The organism is Actinosynnema sp. NPDC053489 (assembly GCF_044544865.1).
Classification (GTDB): Bacteria; Actinomycetota; Actinomycetes; order Mycobacteriales; family Pseudonocardiaceae; genus Actinosynnema.
The window spans coordinates 24,444-41,917 of sequence record NZ_JBITXT010000019.1 but is presented as its reverse complement, the minus strand read 5'-3'; the positions used below and the strand labels follow the sequence as shown (position 1 = coordinate 41,917).

The 17,474-nt window shown below is 73.7% G+C and carries 17 protein-coding genes; 12 read left to right on the top strand and 5 right to left on the bottom strand.

The genetic code is table 11. The features are described 5' to 3' along the window. Positions 1–85 precede the first annotated feature (85 nt). The 7 genes from ACIGNX_RS31535 to ACIGNX_RS31505 all read left to right on the top strand — a co-directional run bounded on the left by ACIGNX_RS31535 (position 86) and on the right by ACIGNX_RS31505 (position 5,151). The gene (locus tag ACIGNX_RS31535; RefSeq protein ID WP_396544638.1) at positions 86–1,177 is read left to right on the top strand and encodes a lactonase family protein; all 1,092 of its coding nucleotides are present in this window, start codon (positions 86–88) and stop codon (positions 1,175–1,177) included. Between the two features lie 69 nt (positions 1,178–1,246). Beyond that, on the top strand, positions 1,247–1,993 hold the full coding sequence (locus ACIGNX_RS31530; protein WP_396544636.1) for an SGNH/GDSL hydrolase family protein: 747 nt from the start codon (positions 1,247–1,249) through the stop codon (positions 1,991–1,993). Between the two features lie 17 nt (positions 1,994–2,010). After that, entirely contained in the window at positions 2,011–2,313 is a 303-nt protein-coding gene (locus ACIGNX_RS31525) for an ArsR/SmtB family transcription factor (RefSeq protein ID WP_396544634.1), read from the top strand. After that, the gene (locus tag ACIGNX_RS31520; RefSeq protein ID WP_396544633.1) at positions 2,310–2,765 is read left to right on the top strand and encodes an SRPBCC family protein; all 456 of its coding nucleotides are present in this window, start codon (positions 2,310–2,312) and stop codon (positions 2,763–2,765) included. The genes ACIGNX_RS31525 and ACIGNX_RS31520 overlap by 4 nt, the downstream gene beginning before the upstream one ends. A 56-nt stretch (positions 2,766–2,821) precedes the next feature. Next, positions 2,822–3,616: a HipA family kinase gene (locus ACIGNX_RS31515; protein WP_396544631.1), complete on the top strand. Its 795-nt coding sequence runs from the start codon at positions 2,822–2,824 to the stop codon at positions 3,614–3,616. Beyond that, on the top strand, positions 3,600–3,989 hold the full coding sequence (locus tag ACIGNX_RS31510) for a DUF3037 domain-containing protein (protein ID WP_396544629.1): 390 nt from the start codon (positions 3,600–3,602) through the stop codon (positions 3,987–3,989). Before ACIGNX_RS31515 ends, ACIGNX_RS31510 begins: the two co-directional genes overlap by 17 nt. Before the next feature lie 73 nt (positions 3,990–4,062). Further along, the gene (locus tag ACIGNX_RS31505; protein ID WP_396544627.1) at positions 4,063–5,151 is read left to right on the top strand and encodes an LCP family protein; all 1,089 of its coding nucleotides are present in this window, start codon (positions 4,063–4,065) and stop codon (positions 5,149–5,151) included. A 72-nt stretch (positions 5,152–5,223) separates the two neighbouring features. On the opposite strand, the gene ACIGNX_RS31500 is transcribed toward ACIGNX_RS31505, so the two are convergent. Further along, complete coding sequence (locus tag ACIGNX_RS31500) at positions 5,224–6,489, bottom strand: MFS transporter (protein WP_396544625.1); 1,266 nt, start codon at positions 6,487–6,489, stop codon at positions 5,224–5,226. Between the two features lie 64 nt (positions 6,490–6,553). Between ACIGNX_RS31500 and ACIGNX_RS31495 the strand changes: the two genes are divergently transcribed. Further along, positions 6,554–7,282, top strand: coding sequence for a TetR/AcrR family transcriptional regulator (locus tag ACIGNX_RS31495; RefSeq protein ID WP_396544623.1), 729 nt, complete (start codon positions 6,554–6,556; stop codon positions 7,280–7,282). 9 nt (positions 7,283–7,291) lie between these two features. Here ACIGNX_RS31495 and ACIGNX_RS31490 read toward each other — a convergent pair whose 3' ends face one another. Further along, complete coding sequence (locus ACIGNX_RS31490; RefSeq protein WP_396544621.1) at positions 7,292–7,492, bottom strand: hypothetical protein; 201 nt, start codon at positions 7,490–7,492, stop codon at positions 7,292–7,294. A 194-nt stretch (positions 7,493–7,686) separates the two neighbouring features. Between ACIGNX_RS31490 and ACIGNX_RS31485 the strand changes: the two genes are divergently transcribed. Genes ACIGNX_RS31485 through ACIGNX_RS31475 form a run of 3 tightly spaced genes read left to right on the top strand, consistent with a single transcriptional unit; the run spans position 7,687 to position 11,686 of the window. After that, positions 7,687–8,454, top strand: coding sequence for a 3-hydroxybutyrate dehydrogenase (locus ACIGNX_RS31485; RefSeq protein ID WP_396544619.1), 768 nt, complete (start codon positions 7,687–7,689; stop codon positions 8,452–8,454). A 39-nt stretch (positions 8,455–8,493) separates the two neighbouring features. Beyond that, positions 8,494–9,831 carry an MFS transporter gene (locus ACIGNX_RS31480; RefSeq protein ID WP_396544617.1) on the top strand — a complete coding sequence of 446 codons (1,338 nt, stop codon included), beginning with the start codon at positions 8,494–8,496 and terminating at the stop codon, positions 9,829–9,831. Positions 9,832–9,835: 4 nt separating this feature from the next. After that, complete coding sequence (locus ACIGNX_RS31475) at positions 9,836–11,686, top strand: helix-turn-helix domain-containing protein (RefSeq protein ID WP_396544615.1); 1,851 nt, start codon at positions 9,836–9,838, stop codon at positions 11,684–11,686. Positions 11,687–11,789: 103 nt separating this feature from the next. Here the strand turns inward: ACIGNX_RS31475 and ACIGNX_RS31470 are convergent, their stop codons facing one another. Continuing rightward, the gene (locus ACIGNX_RS31470) at positions 11,790–13,088 is read right to left on the bottom strand and encodes a tannase/feruloyl esterase family alpha/beta hydrolase (protein ID WP_396544613.1); all 1,299 of its coding nucleotides are present in this window, start codon (positions 13,086–13,088) and stop codon (positions 11,790–11,792) included. Between the two features lie 405 nt (positions 13,089–13,493). Here ACIGNX_RS31470 and ACIGNX_RS31465 point away from each other — a divergent pair, with 405 nt between their 5' ends. Next, positions 13,494–13,754 (top strand): hypothetical protein, encoded by a 261-nt coding sequence (locus ACIGNX_RS31465; protein WP_396544611.1) that lies wholly within the window; start codon positions 13,494–13,496, stop codon positions 13,752–13,754. Positions 13,755–13,865: 111 nt separating this feature from the next. On the opposite strand, the gene ACIGNX_RS31460 is transcribed toward ACIGNX_RS31465, so the two are convergent. Both ACIGNX_RS31460 and secA2 read right to left on the bottom strand, forming a co-directional pair. Then, positions 13,866–14,822 carry a D-isomer specific 2-hydroxyacid dehydrogenase family protein gene (locus tag ACIGNX_RS31460; RefSeq protein ID WP_396544610.1) on the bottom strand — a complete coding sequence of 319 codons (957 nt, stop codon included), beginning with the start codon at positions 14,820–14,822 and terminating at the stop codon, positions 13,866–13,868. Positions 14,823–14,895: 73 nt separating this feature from the next. Beyond that, a complete protein-coding gene (gene secA2, locus ACIGNX_RS31455; protein ID WP_396544608.1) occupies positions 14,896–17,214 on the bottom strand; it encodes an accessory Sec system translocase SecA2 in 2,319 nt (772 codons plus the stop codon). Between the last annotated feature and the right edge of the window lie 260 nt (positions 17,215–17,474).

Sequence of the window (17,474 nt, the reverse complement as noted above, 5' to 3'; positions counted from 1 at the left end):
GCCGCGGGCGGTCGAGCGGAGGTTCGGTGTGGTTGTGGACAGGCGGCGGTTCCTGGGCGCCGTTGGCGTGGGAGCGGGGTTGCTGATGACCGAGGGTGTCGCGGGAGCGGACGAGGTCGGTGCCGGGGGAGCCGGTCACGGCCGGAAGGAGGTCCGCGCCTACCTGGGCACGTACACGTCCTGGGCGGGCGGCGGCACGGGCCTCGGGCTCGGCGCCTACGACCCGGCGACGGGCAGGCTGCGGGTGACCGGGGTGGTGCCGGACGTGCCGAACCCGTCGTTCGTGATCGACGCGGGCCGCTGGGTGTACGCGGTCAACGAGCAGGCCGACGGCGAGGTGACCGCCCTGGCGGTCGGCGCGGACGGCGTGCCGAAGGTGGTCGGCAGCCGGTCGACCGGCGGCGCGGACCCGTGCCACCTCGCGCTGCACCGGGGGTTCCTGCTCTCGGCCAACTACAGCTCGGGCAGCGTGGCCGTGCACCCGGTGCTGCCCGGCGGCGGGCTGGGCGAGCGCACGGACCTCGTCGTGTACTCCGGCGCCGGGCCGGACCCGGACCGGCAGGAGGGGCCGCACGCGCACCAGGTGCTGCCCGACCCCTCGGGCGAGTTCGTGCTGGCGGTGGACCTGGGCACGGACTCCGTGCACAGCTACCGGCTCAGCGGGCAGGGCAGGCTGACCGCCGCGGGCGTGGCGCGCCTGCACCCCGGCGCGGGGCCGCGGCACCTGGCGTTCCACCCGTCGGGCAGGTACGCCTACATCGCCAACGAGCTGGACTCCACGGTGGTCGTCGCGGCCTACGACCGGGGCGTGCTCACGCCCGGCGCGAAGGTGGGCACGCTGCCCGCCGGCGCGCCGACGGCACCGCGCAACTACCCGGCGGAGATCGTGGTGTCGGCGGACGGCCGGTTCGCCTACCTGTCCAACCGCGGCCACGACAGCGTGGCGGTGTTCGCGGTGGAGCGCGGTGGCGCGGTGCTGCGGCTGGTCGGGACGACGCCGGTGGGCGGGAAGTTCCCGCGCCACATCGCGCTGGACACGTCCGGTCGGTTCCTGCTGGCGGCCAACCAGAACTCCGACACGGTGACCACGTTCGCGGTGGACCGGTCCACCGGCGGGCTGCGGCTGACGAGCACGTCCGCCGCGCCGATCCCCGTCTGCGTCGCCCTGGCGGGGTGACACCGACGGGGTAACTCCGAACGGGTCGAGTTCGGCCGGCGGGACCGTCCACAGTGGTAGGCCGGGCGCATGAGGATGCTCGCGCTCGCGCTGCTGATGTCCGTGCTCCCCGCCCCGGTCGCGCCGGAGCTCGTCGCGCTGGGTGACTCCTACGCGGCGGGCCTCGGCGCGGGCGACGAGGCGTCCGACGACTGCCGGCGCAGCCCCCACGCCTACCCGGGCCTGTGGGCCGGGCGCCACGGTGCCTCGCTGGTGGTGGCGGCGTGCGCGGGCGCCCGCACGTCGGAGGTGACCGCGCAGGCCGAGCGGATCACGCCCACCGCCACGCTGGTCACCATCACGGTGGGCGGCAACGACGCCGGGTTCTCCGAGGTGATGACCCGGTGCACCCTCGGCGACGACGACGAGTGCGGGCAGCGGGTCGACGCGGCCGTGCGGTTCGTCCGCGACGAGCTGCCGGCGCGGCTCGACGGCGTGTACGACGCGGTGCGCGCCCGCCGGTCGAGCGCCGCCCGGGTCGTGGTGCTGGGCTACCCGCGGTTGTTCTCGTTCCGCACGTGGTGCCTGATGAGCGGGCGCAAGCGGGAGGCGGTCAACCGGGCGGCCGACGCGCTGGCCGAGGTGACGGGCGAGCGGGCGCGGGCGGCCGGGTTCCGGTTCGCCGACGTGCGGCAGCCGTTCGACGGCCACGGCGTGTGCGCCGACGAGCCGTGGCTCAACGGCCTCGTCCTGGTCCCCGTCGACCGGTCCTACCACCCCAACCGCGCCGGTCACGAGGCCGGTTACCTGGCGGCGTTGACGGCGGCCACTTCGTAAGTGCAGACTTACCGTTCGTGGGCGCTTACCAAGCTGTGGAGGCCCTGGGCGACCCGACCCGGCGGCTGATCTTCGAACGGCTCGTGGCCGGCCCGCTCGCGGTCGGCGAGCTGGCCGCCGGGCTGCCGGTGAGCAGGCCCGCGGTGTCCCAGCACCTCAAGGTGCTCAAGCAGGCGCGCCTGGTGCGCGACGAGGCCGTCGGCACCCGCCGGGTCTACCGCGTCGACCCGGCGGGCGTGCGCGAGCTGCGGGACTACTTCGACGATCTGTGGGGCCGGGCGCTGGACGCCTTCGCCCGTGCCGTGGAGGAGGAGAGATGACGGAGGAAGTGCGCCGGTCGGTGACGGTGGCCGCGCCACCGGAGCGGGCGTTCGAGGTGTTCACCGCGAAGTTCGCCGCGTGGTGGCCGCCGACCCACCACATCGGCGCGGCGGCGCTCGCGGACGCGGTCGTGGAGCCGTTCGCAGGCGGCCGGTGGTTCGAGCGCGGCGTGGACGGCTCCGAGTGCGACTGGGGCGTCGTGCTGGCCTACGAGCCGCCCACCCGGCTGGTGCTGTCGTGGCACATCGACGGCGACTGGTCCCACGACCCGGACCCGGCCCGCGCCAGCGAGGTCGAGGTCACGTTCACCGAGGTGGCCGGCGGCACCCGGGTCGACCTGGTGCACCGGGGCTTCGAGCGGCACGCGGCCTCGGCGGCGCGGGTGCGCGACGGGGTCGCCGGCGAGGGCGGCTGGACCGGCATCCTGGCCGGCTACGCGGCCGTGGTCTGACCGCCCGCCCGCAACCGGTTGGCGGCCGGGCCGCCGCGTTGTGAATCATTCCGGGCGTGAACCCCACGAACGGGCTGCGCCAGGTCGCGGCCACCCGCTACGTCACGCCCTTCCGGGAGGGCGGCTCCCTGCCGGGCCTGGTCGAGGCCGACGACCTCGGCATGTACGTGCTCAAGTTCCGCGGCGCGGGCCAGGGCGTGAAGGCGCTGATCGCCGAGATCGTCGTCGGCGAGCTGGCCCGCCGCCTCGGCTTCCGCGTGCCCGAGATCGTGCTGGTCGAGCTGGACCCGGAGCTGGGCCGCGCGGAGCCGGACCAGGAGGTGCAGGAGCTGCTGAAGGCCAGCGGCGGGCTCAACCTGGGGCTGGACTACCTGCCCGGCTCGTTCGACTACAACCCGGCCGTGCGGCCGCCGTCCACCGAGACCGCCACCCGGCTGCTGTGGCTGGACGCGCTCACCCTCAACGTCGACCGGAGCTGGCGCAACCCCAACACCCTGCTGTGGCACCGCGAGCTGTGGCTGATCGACCACGGCGCGTCGCTGTACTTCCACCACTCGTGGCGACCGGAGAAGTTCCCCGCCGCCACCTACCGGTTCGACGCGGCCGACCACCTGATGCTGCCGTTCGCGGGCCCGCCGGCCGACGTCGACGCCGAGCTGACCGCCCGCGTCACGCCCGAGCTGATCCGCGAAGTGCTCGCGCTCGTACCGGACGCCTGGCTCGCCCAGGACGAGGCGTTCGGCGCGCCCGCCGCCGTGCGCGAGGCGTACGAGTCGTTCTTCGCCGCCCGCCTGGCCGCGCCGCGGACCTGGGTCGACGCACTGGAGGCCGCCCGTGCCGCACGTGTTTGAGTACGCGCTGCTGCGCGCCGTGCCGCGGCAGGAGCGCGGCGAGTTCGTCAACGTCGGCGTGCTGGTCTACTGCAAGGACCTCGCCTTCCTCGGCGCGCGGGTGCACGTCGACGAGCGCCGCCTGCTGGCGCTGGACCCGTTCCTGGACGTGGAGGTGCTGCGCGCCACCCTGGACCACCTCGGGCTGTCGTGCGACGGCGCGGCGACCGCGGGTCCGGTGTCGCGCACGTCACCCGGCCAGCGGTTCCGGTGGCTGACCGCGCCGCGCAGCACCATCGTGCAGACCTCACCGGCGCACACCGGCCTCACCGACGACCCGGAGGCCGAGCTGGACCGCCTGCTGGCCGCGCTCGTGCTCCCGCCCGACCACTAGGGTGGCAACCTCTCGCCGCGCGCCGCGTCCTTGGGTGTGCGAGCAGTGACCGACACACGGACGGGGTCGCTTGATGAACGCCGGGTACCAGCAGGGCGGGTATCAGCAGGGCGGGTACCGACAGCCGCGCCAGCGGGGACCGCAGGGCGCGCCGCGCCAGGGCGGCTACGGGCCGCCGTACCAGCAGGCGGCACGCCCGCTCCCGCGCCGCCGCAAGCCGCGCGTCGGGAGGATCATCGGGGTCGTCCTGGTGCTGCTCCTGGTGTTCGGCGTGGGGTTGTGGTTCTACGTCGACGGGTCGCTGCGCCGGATCGACGCGCTGCCCGACTACGAGGGCAGGCCCGCCGACACCCCGGGCACCAACTGGCTGCTCGTCGGGTCCGACGCGCGCGACGACCTGACCGAGGAGCAGAAGCAGGACCTGTCCACCGGTGACGCGGGCGGTCGGCGCACCGACACGATCATGCTGCTGCACATCCCGGACGGCTCCGGGAAGTCCACTTTGGTCAGCGTGCCGCGCGACTCCTACGTGGACATCCCGGGCAATGGCAAGAACAAGATCAACGCGGCGTTCGCGTTCGGCGGGCCGTCGTTGCTCGTGCAGACCGTCGAGGGCGCGACGGGCATCCACGTCGACCACTACATGGAGATCGGCTTCGGCGGCTTCGCCGGGATCGTGGACGCGGTCGGCGGCGTGGAGATGTGCATCGACGAGCCGATGAAGGACCCGTTGGCGGGCCTGGACCTCCAGCCGGGCTGCCAGGAGCTGGACGGCACGCAGGCGCTCGGCTTCGTCCGGACCCGGGCGTTCGCCACGGCCGACCTCCAGCGGGTGGAGAACCAGCGCAAGTTCCTCGCCGCGCTGACCGACAAGGCGACGAGCGCGGGCACGCTGGCCAACCCGTTCCGCGCCTTCCCGCTGCTGTTCGCGACCACCGACTCGATCTCGGTGAACTCCGACGACCACCTGCACCACCTCGCGGGCATGGCGTTCGCGATGGGCGGGGGAGTGGACACGGTGACCGTGCCGGTCGGCAGCACGCCGACCGTGCCGGGCGCGGGTTCGGTCGTGCAGTGGGACCGGGAGAACGCGCTGCGCCTGTTCGGCGCGCTGGAGAAGGACGAGCCGGTCCCCGCGGACCTGCTGCCGCAACCGAAGTAGCACCGCACCGACGGCGGGCCACCGGGATTCCCCCGGGTGGCCCGCCGTCGTCGTTCCCGGACCTCCGCGTCGCTATACCCGCGCGACCGGGCGGTCCGGCACGCCGAGCCGGCGCACAGCCCGCGGCACGACCACCGCGCCGGCGAGGATCATCCCGGCGGCCACCAGGCACGCCACCCACCAGTGCGCACCGTCGTACAGCGCACCCGCCGCCAGGCTGCCGACCAGGGCGCCGACCAGGCAGGCCGCCTCGTACACGCCCATCGCCCGGCCCGCCCCGCCGTCGGCGGCCTCGACGATCACCGCCTGCTGCACCGGCATCACGGCCGCCCACGCCAGCCCGCTGAGCACCCACAGCGCCGCGATCACGTAGGGGTTCGGGGCCCACGCCAGGCCCACCGCGAACGCCGCGCTCGCCAGGGACGCGCCCACCAGCACCACCCGCCGGCCGAACCGCAGCACGTACCGGTGCAGGTGCTCGGCGGCGGCGCTCATCGCGATCGCGCCGGGCAGGAACACCAACGCCACCTCCCGCACCTCCAGGCCGAACCCGCGCTGGAGCCGCAGGAGCAGCAGCAGCGCGACGGCCGCCTCCGCCGCCATGGTCATCACGACCGCGAACAACATGGGCCGCAACCGCTTCCCCACCGCCCCCAGACCTGCCGCCGCCCCCAGACCTGCCGCCGCCCCCAGACCTGCCGCCACCCCCGGACCTGCCACCCCCGGACCTGCCGCACCCGGACCGGCCGTCTCACCCGAGCCGGCCGCCGCGTCGCCGGCACTGCGGTCCCGCCGACGGGGCGCGGCCAGCAGGAACGCCGCCGCCACCGCGCACGCCGCCGAGCAGGCCCAGAACAGCCCCGCGTACCCGATCGACCCCACCGCGCCGAGCCCGACCACGAACGCCACCCACGCACCGGTCTCCTGCGCGGACAGCAGGCGCGGGAACACCGCCGTGTCCTCGGCCAGCCGCTCGCCGACCATCGCGCGCACGGCCACCCACAGCAGCGCGCCGGACGCGCCGCCGACCGCCGCCGCCCCGTAGGCCGGGGCCGCTCCCGGTGCCACGGCGTACCCGGCGCACGACAGCGCGTACAACAGCGCGCCGACCGCCGCCACGCGTGCCCGCTCCCACCGGTCCGCCAGCACGCCCGCCAGCGGCCGCACGACCACCGACACCGCCATCTCCACCGCCATCAGCACGCCCACCTCGGTCGCGCCCAGCCCGAGCGCCGCGCCCGCCCACAGCGGCAGCACGAAGTCGATCAGCTCGTTCGGCCCGTTGACCAGCGTCGCCGCCGTCAACGCCCGCCGTTCCCGCACCAGCCCCCGGTCCACGTCGATCCCCCCTCGAACTCCGAACACCGTTCGCACAACTCCGAACGGTATACTGGGTTTCACGATGACCGCAAAGGACGACGGCCGGCGACGGGTGCTGGAGCTGCTGTGGCAGGACGCCCGCCGTCCCGCCCGCGGCCCGCAGCGCGGCCTGACGATGGAGCGGATCGTGGCCGCCGCCGTCCACGTCGTGGAGACCGAGGGCCTGGCCGCGCTGTCCATGCGCCGGGTGGCCGTGGAGCTGGGCGTCGGCACGGCGTCGCTCTACACCTACCTGCCGGGCAAGGCGGAGCTGGAAGCCCTGATGGTGGACGCGGTCGGCGGCGAGGGCCCGATGCCGGACGACCTGCCGGGCGACTGGCGGGCCAAGGTGGAGGGCTGGGCGCGCGCCGACCACGGGATGTACCGCAAGCACCCCTGGGTGCTGCACCTGGTGTCGACGGTGTCCGCGCCGGGCCCGAGCCTGCTGCGGTGGATGGACTCGGCGCTGCGGGTGCTGGAGGGCACCGGCCTGACCGAGGCGGAGCGGATGGCGGTGGTCGAGTCGGTCGACGCCTACGTGCGCGGCCAGGCCAGGCTGAGCCTGGACACGCCGCAGGAGACCGCCGACGAGGTGCGCGAACGGGACGCGGTGCTCGGCGAGCTGGTCGACTTCGAGCCCTACCCGGCGCTGGTCGCGGTCCTGCGGGCGGGCGTGTCGCCGTACGCGGGGGACAAGTTCGAGTTCGGGCTGCGGCTGCTGCTGGACGGCGTCGAAGCCCTCATCGCCTCGCGGAGGGCTCCGACGCGCTGAAGGCCCGGGTCAGCCCTCGGCGGGCGTCGGCGCGTCGACCTGCGCCGTGACCTGCCCGGCGGCCGGTTCGGAGGTGGGCTCGGTGGCGGGCGCGGCGGTGGCCTCGGTGGTGGGCTCGGCGGCGGTCCCGACCGCCTCGGCCGCCTCGCTGACGAGGATGATCCCCTCGAACTCGCGCAGCAGGTCGTCGTAGATCGGCGTGAGTGACACTTCGTAACCCCCAAGACGTCTTTCGTCCCCCGATCGGGCCAAAGCAGCCTACATACGAGTGTCGGTGGCTTCACCCTGTATGTGACAACCGGATCAGTTCCCGGCTAACTGTCGGCTAAACACATCCCTTGCCGGAAGGTTGTGGTCTTCCGTCACATGTCCGATGAACCGCAGGTCACCTAGCGTTTCGGCCCATGACGAGTGTCCCCGGTCACAGCGACGACCTGTCCGGTCGCACCGCCCTGGTCACCGGCGCGGGCAGCGGGATCGGGCGCGCCTGCGCGGTCGCCCTCGCCCGGGCCGGGGCGAAGGTGCACCTGGTCGACCGCGACGCCGACTCGGTCGCCGAGGCCGCCCGGGAGACCGGCGGCGCGGAGCACGTGGTGGACCTGTCCGCCGACGACCCGGTCCGCGACCTGCCCGCCGAGGTCGACATCCTGGTCAACAACGCGGGCCTGCAGCACGTGGCGCCGGTCCACGAGTTCCCGCCGGACCGGTTCGCGCTGCTCCAGCGGGTCATGCTCACCGCGCCGTTCCTGCTCGCCCGGCACGTCCTGCCGCACATGTACCAGCGCGGCTGGGGCCGGGTGGTCAACATCTCCAGCGTGCACGGCAGCCGGGCCAGCGCCTTCAAGTCCGCCTACGTCGCCGCCAAGCACGGCCTGGAAGGGCTGAGCAAGGTCATCGCGCTGGAGGGCGCGCCGCACGGCGTGACCAGCAACTGCGTCAGCCCCGGCTACGTGCGCACGCCGCTGGTGGAGAACCAGGTCGCCGACCAGGCCCGCGCGCACGGCATCGGGCCCGAGCAGGTGCTCGCCGACGTGATGCTCACCCGGCACGCCATCAAGCAGCTCATCGAACCGGACGAGGTGGCCTCCGTCGTGCTGTGGCTGTGCGGCGCGCACTCCGGTCACGTCACCGGTTCGTCGTTCACGATCGACGGCGGCTGGACCGCCCAGTAGCCCCCTCGTTCCCCCAACCCCAACGAAGTGGTGACCGCCATGACCAACGCCGCCCCTCCGCAGCCGAAGAAGTCCTTCGCCAAGGTCGTCATAGCCAGCCTCATCGGGACCACCATCGAGTGGTACGACTTCTTCCTCTACGGCTCCGCCGCCGCCCTGGTGTTCAACAAGCTGTTCTTCCCCACGGCGGATCCGCTCAACGGCACCCTGCTCGCGTTCACCACGTACGCGATCGGCTTCCTGGCCCGCCCGCTGGGCGGCCTGGTGTTCGGCCACTTCGGCGACAAGGTCGGCCGCAAGAAGCTGCTCGTGCTGAGCCTGCTGATGATGGGCGGCGCGACGTTCGCCATGGGCCTGCTGCCCACCTACGCGGCCATCGGCGTGGGCGCGCCGCTGCTGCTGACCCTGCTGCGGCTGGTCCAGGGCTTCGCGCTGGGCGGCGAGTGGGGCGGCGCGGTGCTCATCGTGTCCGAGCACGGCAGCGCCGAGCGGCGCGGGTTCTGGGCGTCCTGGCCGCAGGCGGGCGTGCCGATGGGCAACCTGCTGGCCACCGCCGTGCTCGCGGTGCTGGCCGCCGTGCAGACCGACGAGGCGTTCCTGTCGTGGGGGTGGCGGGTGCCGTTCCTGCTGTCGGGCGTGCTCGTGCTGATCGGCCTGTGGATCCGGCTCAGCGTGAGCGAGTCCCCGGTGTTCCTGGAGGCGCAGAAGAAGGTCGAGGCCGGCGAGCTGAAGGAGAAGCCCCCGATCGTGGCCGTCGTGCGCGACCACTGGCGCGAGGTGCTGATCGCGATGGGCGCGCGCATGGCGGAGAACGTGTCGTACTACGTGATCACCGCGTTCATCCTGGTCTACATCACCGCGGAACTCGGGATGCCGCGCTCGGCGGGACTGAACGCGGTGCTGATCGGCTCGTTCGCGCACCTGGTCACGATCCCGCTGTGGGGCGCGCTGTCGGACCGCGTCGGCCGGCGCACCACGTACCTGGTCGGCACGGTCGGCATCGGCCTGTGGATGTTCGCGTTCTTCGCCCTGCTCGACACCAAGTCGTTCGTCCCGATGACCCTCGCGGTGACCATCGGCCTGGTGCTGCACGGCGCGATGTACGGCCCGCAGGCGGCGTTCTTCTCCGAGCTGTTCGGCACCAAGGTGCGCTACTCGGGCGCGTCCATCGGCTACCAGCTCGCGTCGATCGCCGCGGGCGCGGTGGCCCCGCTCATCGCGACCGCGCTGCTGTCGGCCTACGACAGCACGTTCCCCGTGGTGCTGTACGTGCTGGCCATGTGCGTGCTGACGGTGATCTCGGTGGTGGCGGCGCGGGAGACGAAGGGCAGCTCCCTGAACCGGGCCGACGTCGGCCGGACCTCGGTGCGAGCATGAGGGCATGAGCGAGGCGGACGCGGTGGAGCACCTGCTGGAACTGCTCGACCTGCTCGCGGCGGACGCGGGCAGCGAGCGGCTGGCGGCGGTGCTCCCCGCGGCCCGCGCGGCGGGGGTGCCCGACCACGAGCTGGACCGGGTCGCCCGCGCCACCGAGTGGGCGTTGCGCATCCGCCGCACGCTCACCGCGCACCGCCGCCGGGAGGCCGAGCTGGAGGCGTTGTTCGACACCGCCAACGACCTGGCCGGGGTGCGCGACCCCGACACCGTGCTGCGGGCCATCGTGCGGCGCGCCCGCCAGCTGCTCGGCGCGGACATCGCGTACCTGAGCATGAACGACCCGGGCGAGCGCGGCACCTACATGAGGGTCACCGACGGCTCGATCTCGGCGCTGTTCCAGCAGGTCCGGCTCGGCATGGGCGAAGGGCTGGGCGGCCTGGTGGCGCAGACCGCGCAGCCGTACGTGACCGCCGACTACTTCGCCGACGACCGGTTCAACCACACCGGCCCGATCGACGCGGCCGTGCGCGACGAGGGCCTGGTCGCGATCCTGGGCGTGCCGCTGAAGCTGGACCGCCGGGTCATCGGCGTGCTCTACGCGGCCAACCGCTCGCCGCGCCAGTTCCCGCCCGACGAGGTGGCGCTGCTGTCGTCGTTGGCCGACCACGCCGCCATCGCGCTGGACACCGCGCACCTGCTGGAGGAGACGCGGGCGGCGGGCGAGACGATCCGCGCGCACAACGACGCCATGCGCCGCGCCGAGGAGGCCCACGACCGGCTCACCGACCTGGTGCTGCGCGGCGCGGACGTGCCCGAGGTGGCCGCCGCCGTGGCCAAGGTGCTCGACGGCGGGATCGTGGTGCACGACAGCGACGGCGAGGAGCTGGCCCGCATCGGCACCACCCGGGCGCTCGCGCCCCGGGCGGCGGTCAACGCCTCGCGGGTGAGCGGCCGGGCCATCCCGCAGGACGGCACGTGGGTGTGCGCCGTGCTGGCGGGCCGCGAGCTGCTGGGCGGCATCACCCTGACCGACCGGCCGGACCTCGGCGACGCCGACCGCAGGCTGTTCGAACGCGCGGGCGTCGTCACCGCCCTGCTGCTCCTGCTGCGCCGCACGGTCGCCGAGGCGGAGAACAAGGTGCGCGGCGAGCTGATCACCGACCTGCTGACGAACGCGGTCGACTCGGTCGCGCTGCGCGCCCGTGCCCGCCGGGTGGGCGTGGACCTCGCCGCCGACCACGTGGTGCTGGTCGCGGACGGCCCGCGCGACCGGCTCCTGGCCGCCGCCGCGCACCACGCCTCGGCGTGCCGCGGCCTGGCCGGCGCGCACGGCGAGCACGTCGTGCTGGTGCTGCCGGGCGCGGACCCGGCGTGCGCGGCCCGGGACGCGGCACGGGTGCTGGGCAAGGCGGTCGGCCTGCCGGTGACGGTCGGCTCGGGCGGGCCCGCGCACGGCCCGGACGGCGTGGCCGCGGCCCACGCCGAGGCGGTGCGGTGCGTGCGGGCGTTGCTGCGGCTGGGGCGGCAGGGCACCGGCGGGACGCTGGCCGACCTGGGGTTCGTGGGCGTGCTGCTGGGCGACCGGGCCGACGTCGCGGGCTACGTCCGGTCCACCCTCGGGCCGCTGCTGGACTACGACGCGAGCCGGGGCACCGAGCTGGTCCGGACGGTGACGGCGTACTTCGCGTGCGGCGCCAACCTCAGCCGCGCCAAGGAGGAGCTGCACGTGCACGTGAACACGGTGGTGCAGCGGCTGGACCGGGTGGCGAGCCTCCTGGGCGAGGACTGGCAGTCGCCGGAACGGGTGCTGGAGGTCCAGCTCGCGCTCAAGCTGATGAAGGTGCTGGGCGACTGACCGCCCGCAGGGGTCGGATGTCCGAAGTGGACGGTCGCCGGGAGGTGGTCGCGCCCCGCCGCTCGGCCGCCCCCAGTGCGGTCGAGCGGCGGGACGCGTGCCGTCACGCCAGCGCGCACTCCGTCGCGCTGACCGCCGCGGGGCGGGCGACCGTGGTCGACGCGGGCGGTCGGCCACCGGCCAGCCACGACTCCAGGGCCGCGAACGCGGTCCGGTGGCACGGCGTCAACGGCCGCAACCGGTCGGGGAAGGCGTCGAACAGCGAGTCGACGTGGGTGCCGCCCTCGATCCGGTAGTAGCGGAACAGCGCGCCGCGGCCCGCCCGGCGCACCATGTCGGCGTACACGTCCGAGTCGCGCGAGATGGGCAGCAGCACGTCCAGCGTGCCGTGCAGGGTGATCAGCGGCTTGCCGATCCGGCCGGTGAGCGCGATCCGCTCCACGGCGCGCTGCGCCTGCGGCCGTGAGGCGTAGTCGTAGTCCGCGTCGCACACCGGCGTGCCGGGCGCGCAGAACGGCGTGCCCGCCTCCGCGTCACCGTCCCACCCGGGGTCCAGCTCCTCGCGGTAGATGCGCTGGGTCAGGTCCCAGTAGTACTGGTGGTGGAACGGCCACAGGAACTCCGACTCGGCGGGGAACCCGGCGGCCACCACGGCCGCCTTGTCACCGGTGGCGTAGCCCTTCAGCGCGGGCGGCAGGAACGTCAGCAGGTTCGGGCCCCGGGCGGTCCACAGCGTGCCCTCCCAGTCGACCCCGCCGTCGTACAGCTCCGGCCGGTTCTCGAGCTGCCAGCGCACCAGGTAGCCGCCGTTGGACAGGCCGGTGGCCAGGGTGCGCGACGGCGGGCGGCAGTACCGCTGCGCCACCACGGCCCTCGCGGCCCTGGTCAGCTGCGTGACGCGGTGGTTCCACTCGGCGATCGCGTCACCGGGCCGGGTGCCGTCGCGGTAGAACGCCACGCCCGTGTTGCCCTTGTCGGTCGCCGCGAACGCGTAGCCGCGGGCCAGCACGAAGTCGCTGATCGCGCGGTCGTTGGCGTACTGCTCGCGCACGCCGGGCGACCCGGCCACGACGAGGCCGCCGTTCCAGCGCTCCGGCAGCCGGATCACGAACTGCGAGTCGTGCGCCCAGCCGTTGTTGGTGTTGCCGGTGGAGGAGTCGGGGAAGTAGCCGTCCACCTGCGTGCCCGCCACGGGCGTCGGCGCGGGCAGCCCCGCCGGGGTCAGCCCGGCCCAGTCGGCGGGGTCGGTGCGCCCGCCCGCGGTGGACAGGTCGGCGAGGTGGGTCAGTTCCTGGTGCTCGGCACCGGGAACGCGCAGGGGCCCGCATCCGTGGGCGGACGCGGGAACGGCCTGCGCCGTCGTCGCGAGGAGCGCTGCGATCAGCGGAACGGCGATGTTCACCCGAGGCACGGTAAGTCGGCCCGCCGGGCCGCGTAATGGGTCCCGACGCCATGGCCGGCGGGGCGGATGTGGTGCGTTGCGCCATCGGCGGCACGCGTTCGAGTGACCCTCACACCGGCGGTCTGCTCGACACCGGGTCATCGTCGGCCGCCGGCGGGTTTTTCACTGCTCCGAGTGACGTCGATCGGTGCATGACCGCGTTGTTAATCGATTCCCACGGCCGCGCGGACGGCCGTGTCCTGGCCGTCCCCGCGTGCTGCACGTGGCACCGTGTCCAGCGGGGAAGCCTTGAGTACCACGATCGGTGCGTTTCACGCGCCTCGGCAGGGGTAGCTGACTTGACCCAGCGAAGTTCGCACTGCCAGGTGATTTACGTTCACCCGGCGTGAGGTGTCTGCTTCCGGGGTGACTGAGCAACGGCGCTCTACGCGCACTGACCAGGAGTGGGACCTGATCCGGCGCATCCAGAACCTGGCCCACCGGGCCGAACGCACCGCGTTCGACCACTCGAACCTCGTCGGTCCGCCACCGTCCCAGCAGCACCTGGACATCCTGGCGGAGATCCGGGCGCTCACCGAGCAGGCGGTGGCGCAGCGGATGCCCAGACCGGCCACCCTGCCCCGGCAGGCGCAGCCGACCGCCGGGGAGGAGCTGTCCGTCCGCTGACGGCGTGACGCGGGTCGGGGCTGCCACCGGCCCGCGTCAGGTCGCCGTCGCGGGCAGCGCGGGCACGCCCGCGAACCAGTCCGCGGGGCACGCCCGCGAACCAGTCCTCCCTCAGTACCCGGCCGAACCGTCGACCAGGCCGTCCAGCGGCTCCCCGCGCCGGAACCGGCCCACGTTCTCCCGCACCCGTGCCGCGAGCTGGTCGGTGACGAACTCGAACGAGTCCGCGCAGTGCGAGGTGACGAGCACGGTGTCCAGGTCCCACAGCGGGTGCCCGTCCGGCAGCGGCTCCGGCTCGGTCACGTCCAGCGCCGCGCCCGCGATCGTGCCGTTGGCGAGGGCCTCGGTGAGCGCGTCGGTGTCGACGTGCGCGCCGCGCGCCACGTTCACCAGCACGGCCGACGGCGGCAGCAGCGCGAGCTCGGCCGCGCCGATGATCCCGCGCGTCTGCGGCGTCAACGCCAGCGCCAGCACCAGCACGTCGGTCTCGGGCAACACGGCGGGCAGCTCGGACACGGGCAGCGTCTCGGTGTCGCCGAGCGGCGCGCCGGAGCGCCGCAGCACCCGGACGCGGCAGCCGAACGGTTCGAGCAACCGGATCAGCGCCCGCGCCGTGCCGCCCGCGCCGAGCACGGTCACCCGCTTGCGGAACAGGGAGACCGGTTCCACCTCGGTCCAGCGGCGCGAGCGCGCCTGGCGCACGAAGTGCCGGTACAGGGCGAGGACCTGGGCCAGCGCGTGCTCGCCGACCTGCTCGGCGAACGACGCCTTGGCGCACGTGAAGGTGACCGGCCGGTCGAAGACGCCGGCCGCGGCGAAGTTCTCCACCCCGGCCCACGGCAGCTGGACCCACTCGATGCCGGGGTGCTCGTCCAGGTAGGCCGTCAGGGGCGCCGGGTCGCCGACCGAGAGCCAGACGAGCGCGTTGGCCTCCGCCGCCGGGGTGGGCACGCCACCCGCGGCCGTCACCGCGGCCTCGATCGCCGCGGCGCGGCGGGCCGAAGCGCCGTCGTCCGCGCGCGGCACCGGGAGGGTGCCGCGCGGCTCGATCGCGACTCGTGCGCTCATGAGCCGTCCCCCCGGACCGGGCGCCGCCGCGTGCGCCCGGCCGTCGTGTCCACCGGGTCGTCCAACGGGTCGTTCAGCGGCGGCGGACCAGCTTCACCAGGCCCTTGAAGGTCTCCTCCAGCCCGGAGGAGAACGGGTTGTCGTTGACCAGGTAGGTCCAGGTGGTGTTCGGGCGCTGCACGCCCGCCTCGGCCAGGTGCGCGCCGTCGGCGTCGATCTGCACCTTGGCGAAGGTCTCCTCCGCCTCGTCCCACGCGTCCGGGACGATCTTGTGGTAGGCCGGGATGGCCTCGCGGTGGAACTCGTCCAGCGGGTTCTGCCGCGCCAGCGCCCGCAGGTGGATGCCCTCGCGCAGGTCGGTCAGGAACGTCAGGTGGTCGCTCCAGCGCTGGTCGAGGTGGTGCAGCGCGATCAGCCGGGCCGCGCGGACCTTGACCTCCTCGTCCAGGTCCTTGATCTCGTGCGCCTTGTCCGGCTTGCGCTCCGACAGCTCGGTCCACGCCAGGTCGGTGCGCAGCAGCTTGTCCCGGTACTCCAGCAGCAGTTGGCGCTGGTGCTCGATCAGCTTGTTGTAGCGCCAGGTGTTGCGGTGGATCTCCAGGTGCACGCCCTCGGCGACGCGCTGCGCGTGCTCCACGGTGTGCAGCGTGCCGGCGTCCGTGACGCGGCCGTCCTCGTCCACCTCGGCCGGCTCGTCGTGGTCGGGCACGTACTGCGCGACCAGGTCGTCCTGCAGCGAGGAGAAGAACACCGACCCGCCCGGGTCGCCCTGGCGGCCCGCGCGACCGCGCAGCTGGTCGTCCAGGCGGCTGCTGGAGTGCCGGCCGGTGCCGATCACGTAGAGGCCGCCCAGCTCGGCGATCCGCTCGCGGTCGGTCGAGTCGTGCCCGCCGAGCCTGATGTCCGTGCCCCGGCCCGCCATCTGGGTCGACACGGTGATCCGCTCGAACGAGCCCGCGTCGGCGATGATCGCGGCCTCCTCGGCGTCGTTCTTCGCGTTGAGGACCACGCACTCCAGGCCCGCCTCGCCGAGCTTGCGCGACAGGCGCTCGGACTCGGCCACGTCGAGCGTGCCCACCAGGATCGGCCGGCCGCTCTCGTGCACCTTCTTGATCTCGGCGACGATCGCGGCTTCCTTCTGCTCCAGCGTCGCGTACAGCCGGGGCGCCTCGTCCTCGCGGATGGTCTCCACGTTCGGCGGGATCACCAGCACCTCGAGCTGGTAGAAGTCGCGCAGCTGCTCGGCGACGGCCACCGCGGTGCCGGTCATGCCGCACACGGTCGGGTAGCGGCTGAGCAGCGCCTGCACGGTGATGGAGTCCAGCACCTCGCCCGCGTCCGTGGTCGCCACGTTCTCCTTGGCCTCGACCGCGGCCTGGAGGCCGTCGGGCCAGCGCTGGAGCTTCGCGATCCGGCCGCGGGTGTCGTTGATCAGGTGCACCTTGCCGTCGCGGACGATGTAGTCGACGTCGCGGTGCAGCAGGACCTGCGCGTGCAGGGCCACGTTGACCTTGCTCAGCGTGGTCGAGACGTGCTCGTCGGAGTACAGGTCGATGCCGCCCAGCGCCCGTTCGACCAGCTCGCTGCCCGCGCCGGTCAGGTAGACGTTGCGCTCCTCGTCGTCGATCTCGAAGTGCAGGTCGCGGCGCAGCCGCTTGACCAGGTCGGCCAGGGCCGGGTCGACCGCCGGGCCCGCCGTGGAGCCGGCCAGGACCAGCGGCACGCGGGCCTCGTCCACCAGCACCGAGTCCGCCTCGTCCACCAGGGCGACGCGCGGCTTGGGCACGATCAGCTGGTCCACGTCGGTGGCGAGCCGGTCGCGCAGCACGTCGAAGCCGATCTCCGAGACCGACGCGTACATGACCTCGGCCTGGTAGGCGGCGCGGCGCTCCTCGGGCTTGGAGCTCTGGTTGATCCAGCCCACGCTGACGCCCATGAGCTCGTAGAGCGGACCCATCCACTCGGCGTCGCGCTGGGCGAGGTAGTCGTTCACCGAGACCACGTGCACCTGGTCGCCGCGCAGCGCGAAGCCGGCCGCGGCGATGGCGCCGGAGAGCGTCTTGCCCTCACCGGTGGCCATCTCGACCACGTGGCCCTCCAGGAGGCCGAGCGCGCCGAGGACCTGCACGTCGAACGGGCGCAGCCCGAGCGCGCGGTCGGCCGCCTCCCGGCCGAGCGCGCACACCCGCACCAGCTCGGCACGCCCGAACTCGGATTTCTCGCGCAGTGCGGCCGCCGCGGCGGTCAGTTCCTCGTCGCTGAGCTTCCCCACGCGCTCGGCCTGCTCGTTCACCTCGTCGAGCAGCTGCCGGTACGGCGAGAGGTCGGCGGAGCCGGGCTTCTGCGCGAACCGACGCAGCCGCTGCTTGAACCGTCCCAGGAGAGTGGTCACGGCACGGCAACGTACGGCAAGCGCGCAACGTTCCGCACGTCACCCAATTGACAGTTCACTCGGCGGGTGGCAAGGGCGTCGGCGGACCCGCTGCGCCAACCGGCCCAAACCGGACGTCACCGTCGAATTGCGCCTCGACGCCGACTACTTCCCGTTACGCTTCGGCACTTTGCTGTAGCCGGCGGACGGCTCGGCACCGGCGGTCGCGCCGCACCGGACGCGGGCATGCGCATCGAGGGCGCGAAAAAGGGGTGCGCTCG

Excerpts from the sequence above, each read along its gene's own strand:
- ACIGNX_RS31535 (WP_396544638.1), top strand. The coding sequence starts at position 86 with ATGACCGAGGGTGTCGCGGGAGCGGACGAGGTCGGTGCCGGGGGAGCC.
- ACIGNX_RS31530 (WP_396544636.1), top strand. The coding sequence starts at position 1,247 with ATGAGGATGCTCGCGCTCGCGCTGCTGATGTCCGTGCTCCCCGCCCCG.
- ACIGNX_RS31520 (WP_396544633.1), top strand. The coding sequence starts at position 2,310 with ATGACGGAGGAAGTGCGCCGGTCGGTGACGGTGGCCGCGCCACCGGAG.
- ACIGNX_RS31505 (WP_396544627.1), top strand. The coding sequence starts at position 4,063 with ATGAACGCCGGGTACCAGCAGGGCGGGTATCAGCAGGGCGGGTACCGA.
- ACIGNX_RS31495 (WP_396544623.1), top strand. The coding sequence starts at position 6,554 with ATGACCGCAAAGGACGACGGCCGGCGACGGGTGCTGGAGCTGCTGTGG.
- ACIGNX_RS31485 (WP_396544619.1), top strand. The coding sequence starts at position 7,687 with ATGACGAGTGTCCCCGGTCACAGCGACGACCTGTCCGGTCGCACCGCC.
- ACIGNX_RS31480 (WP_396544617.1), top strand. The coding sequence starts at position 8,494 with ATGACCAACGCCGCCCCTCCGCAGCCGAAGAAGTCCTTCGCCAAGGTC.
- ACIGNX_RS31475 (WP_396544615.1), top strand. The coding sequence starts at position 9,836 with ATGAGCGAGGCGGACGCGGTGGAGCACCTGCTGGAACTGCTCGACCTG.
- ACIGNX_RS31460 (WP_396544610.1), bottom strand. The coding sequence starts at position 14,822 with ATGAGCGCACGAGTCGCGATCGAGCCGCGCGGCACCCTCCCGGTGCCG.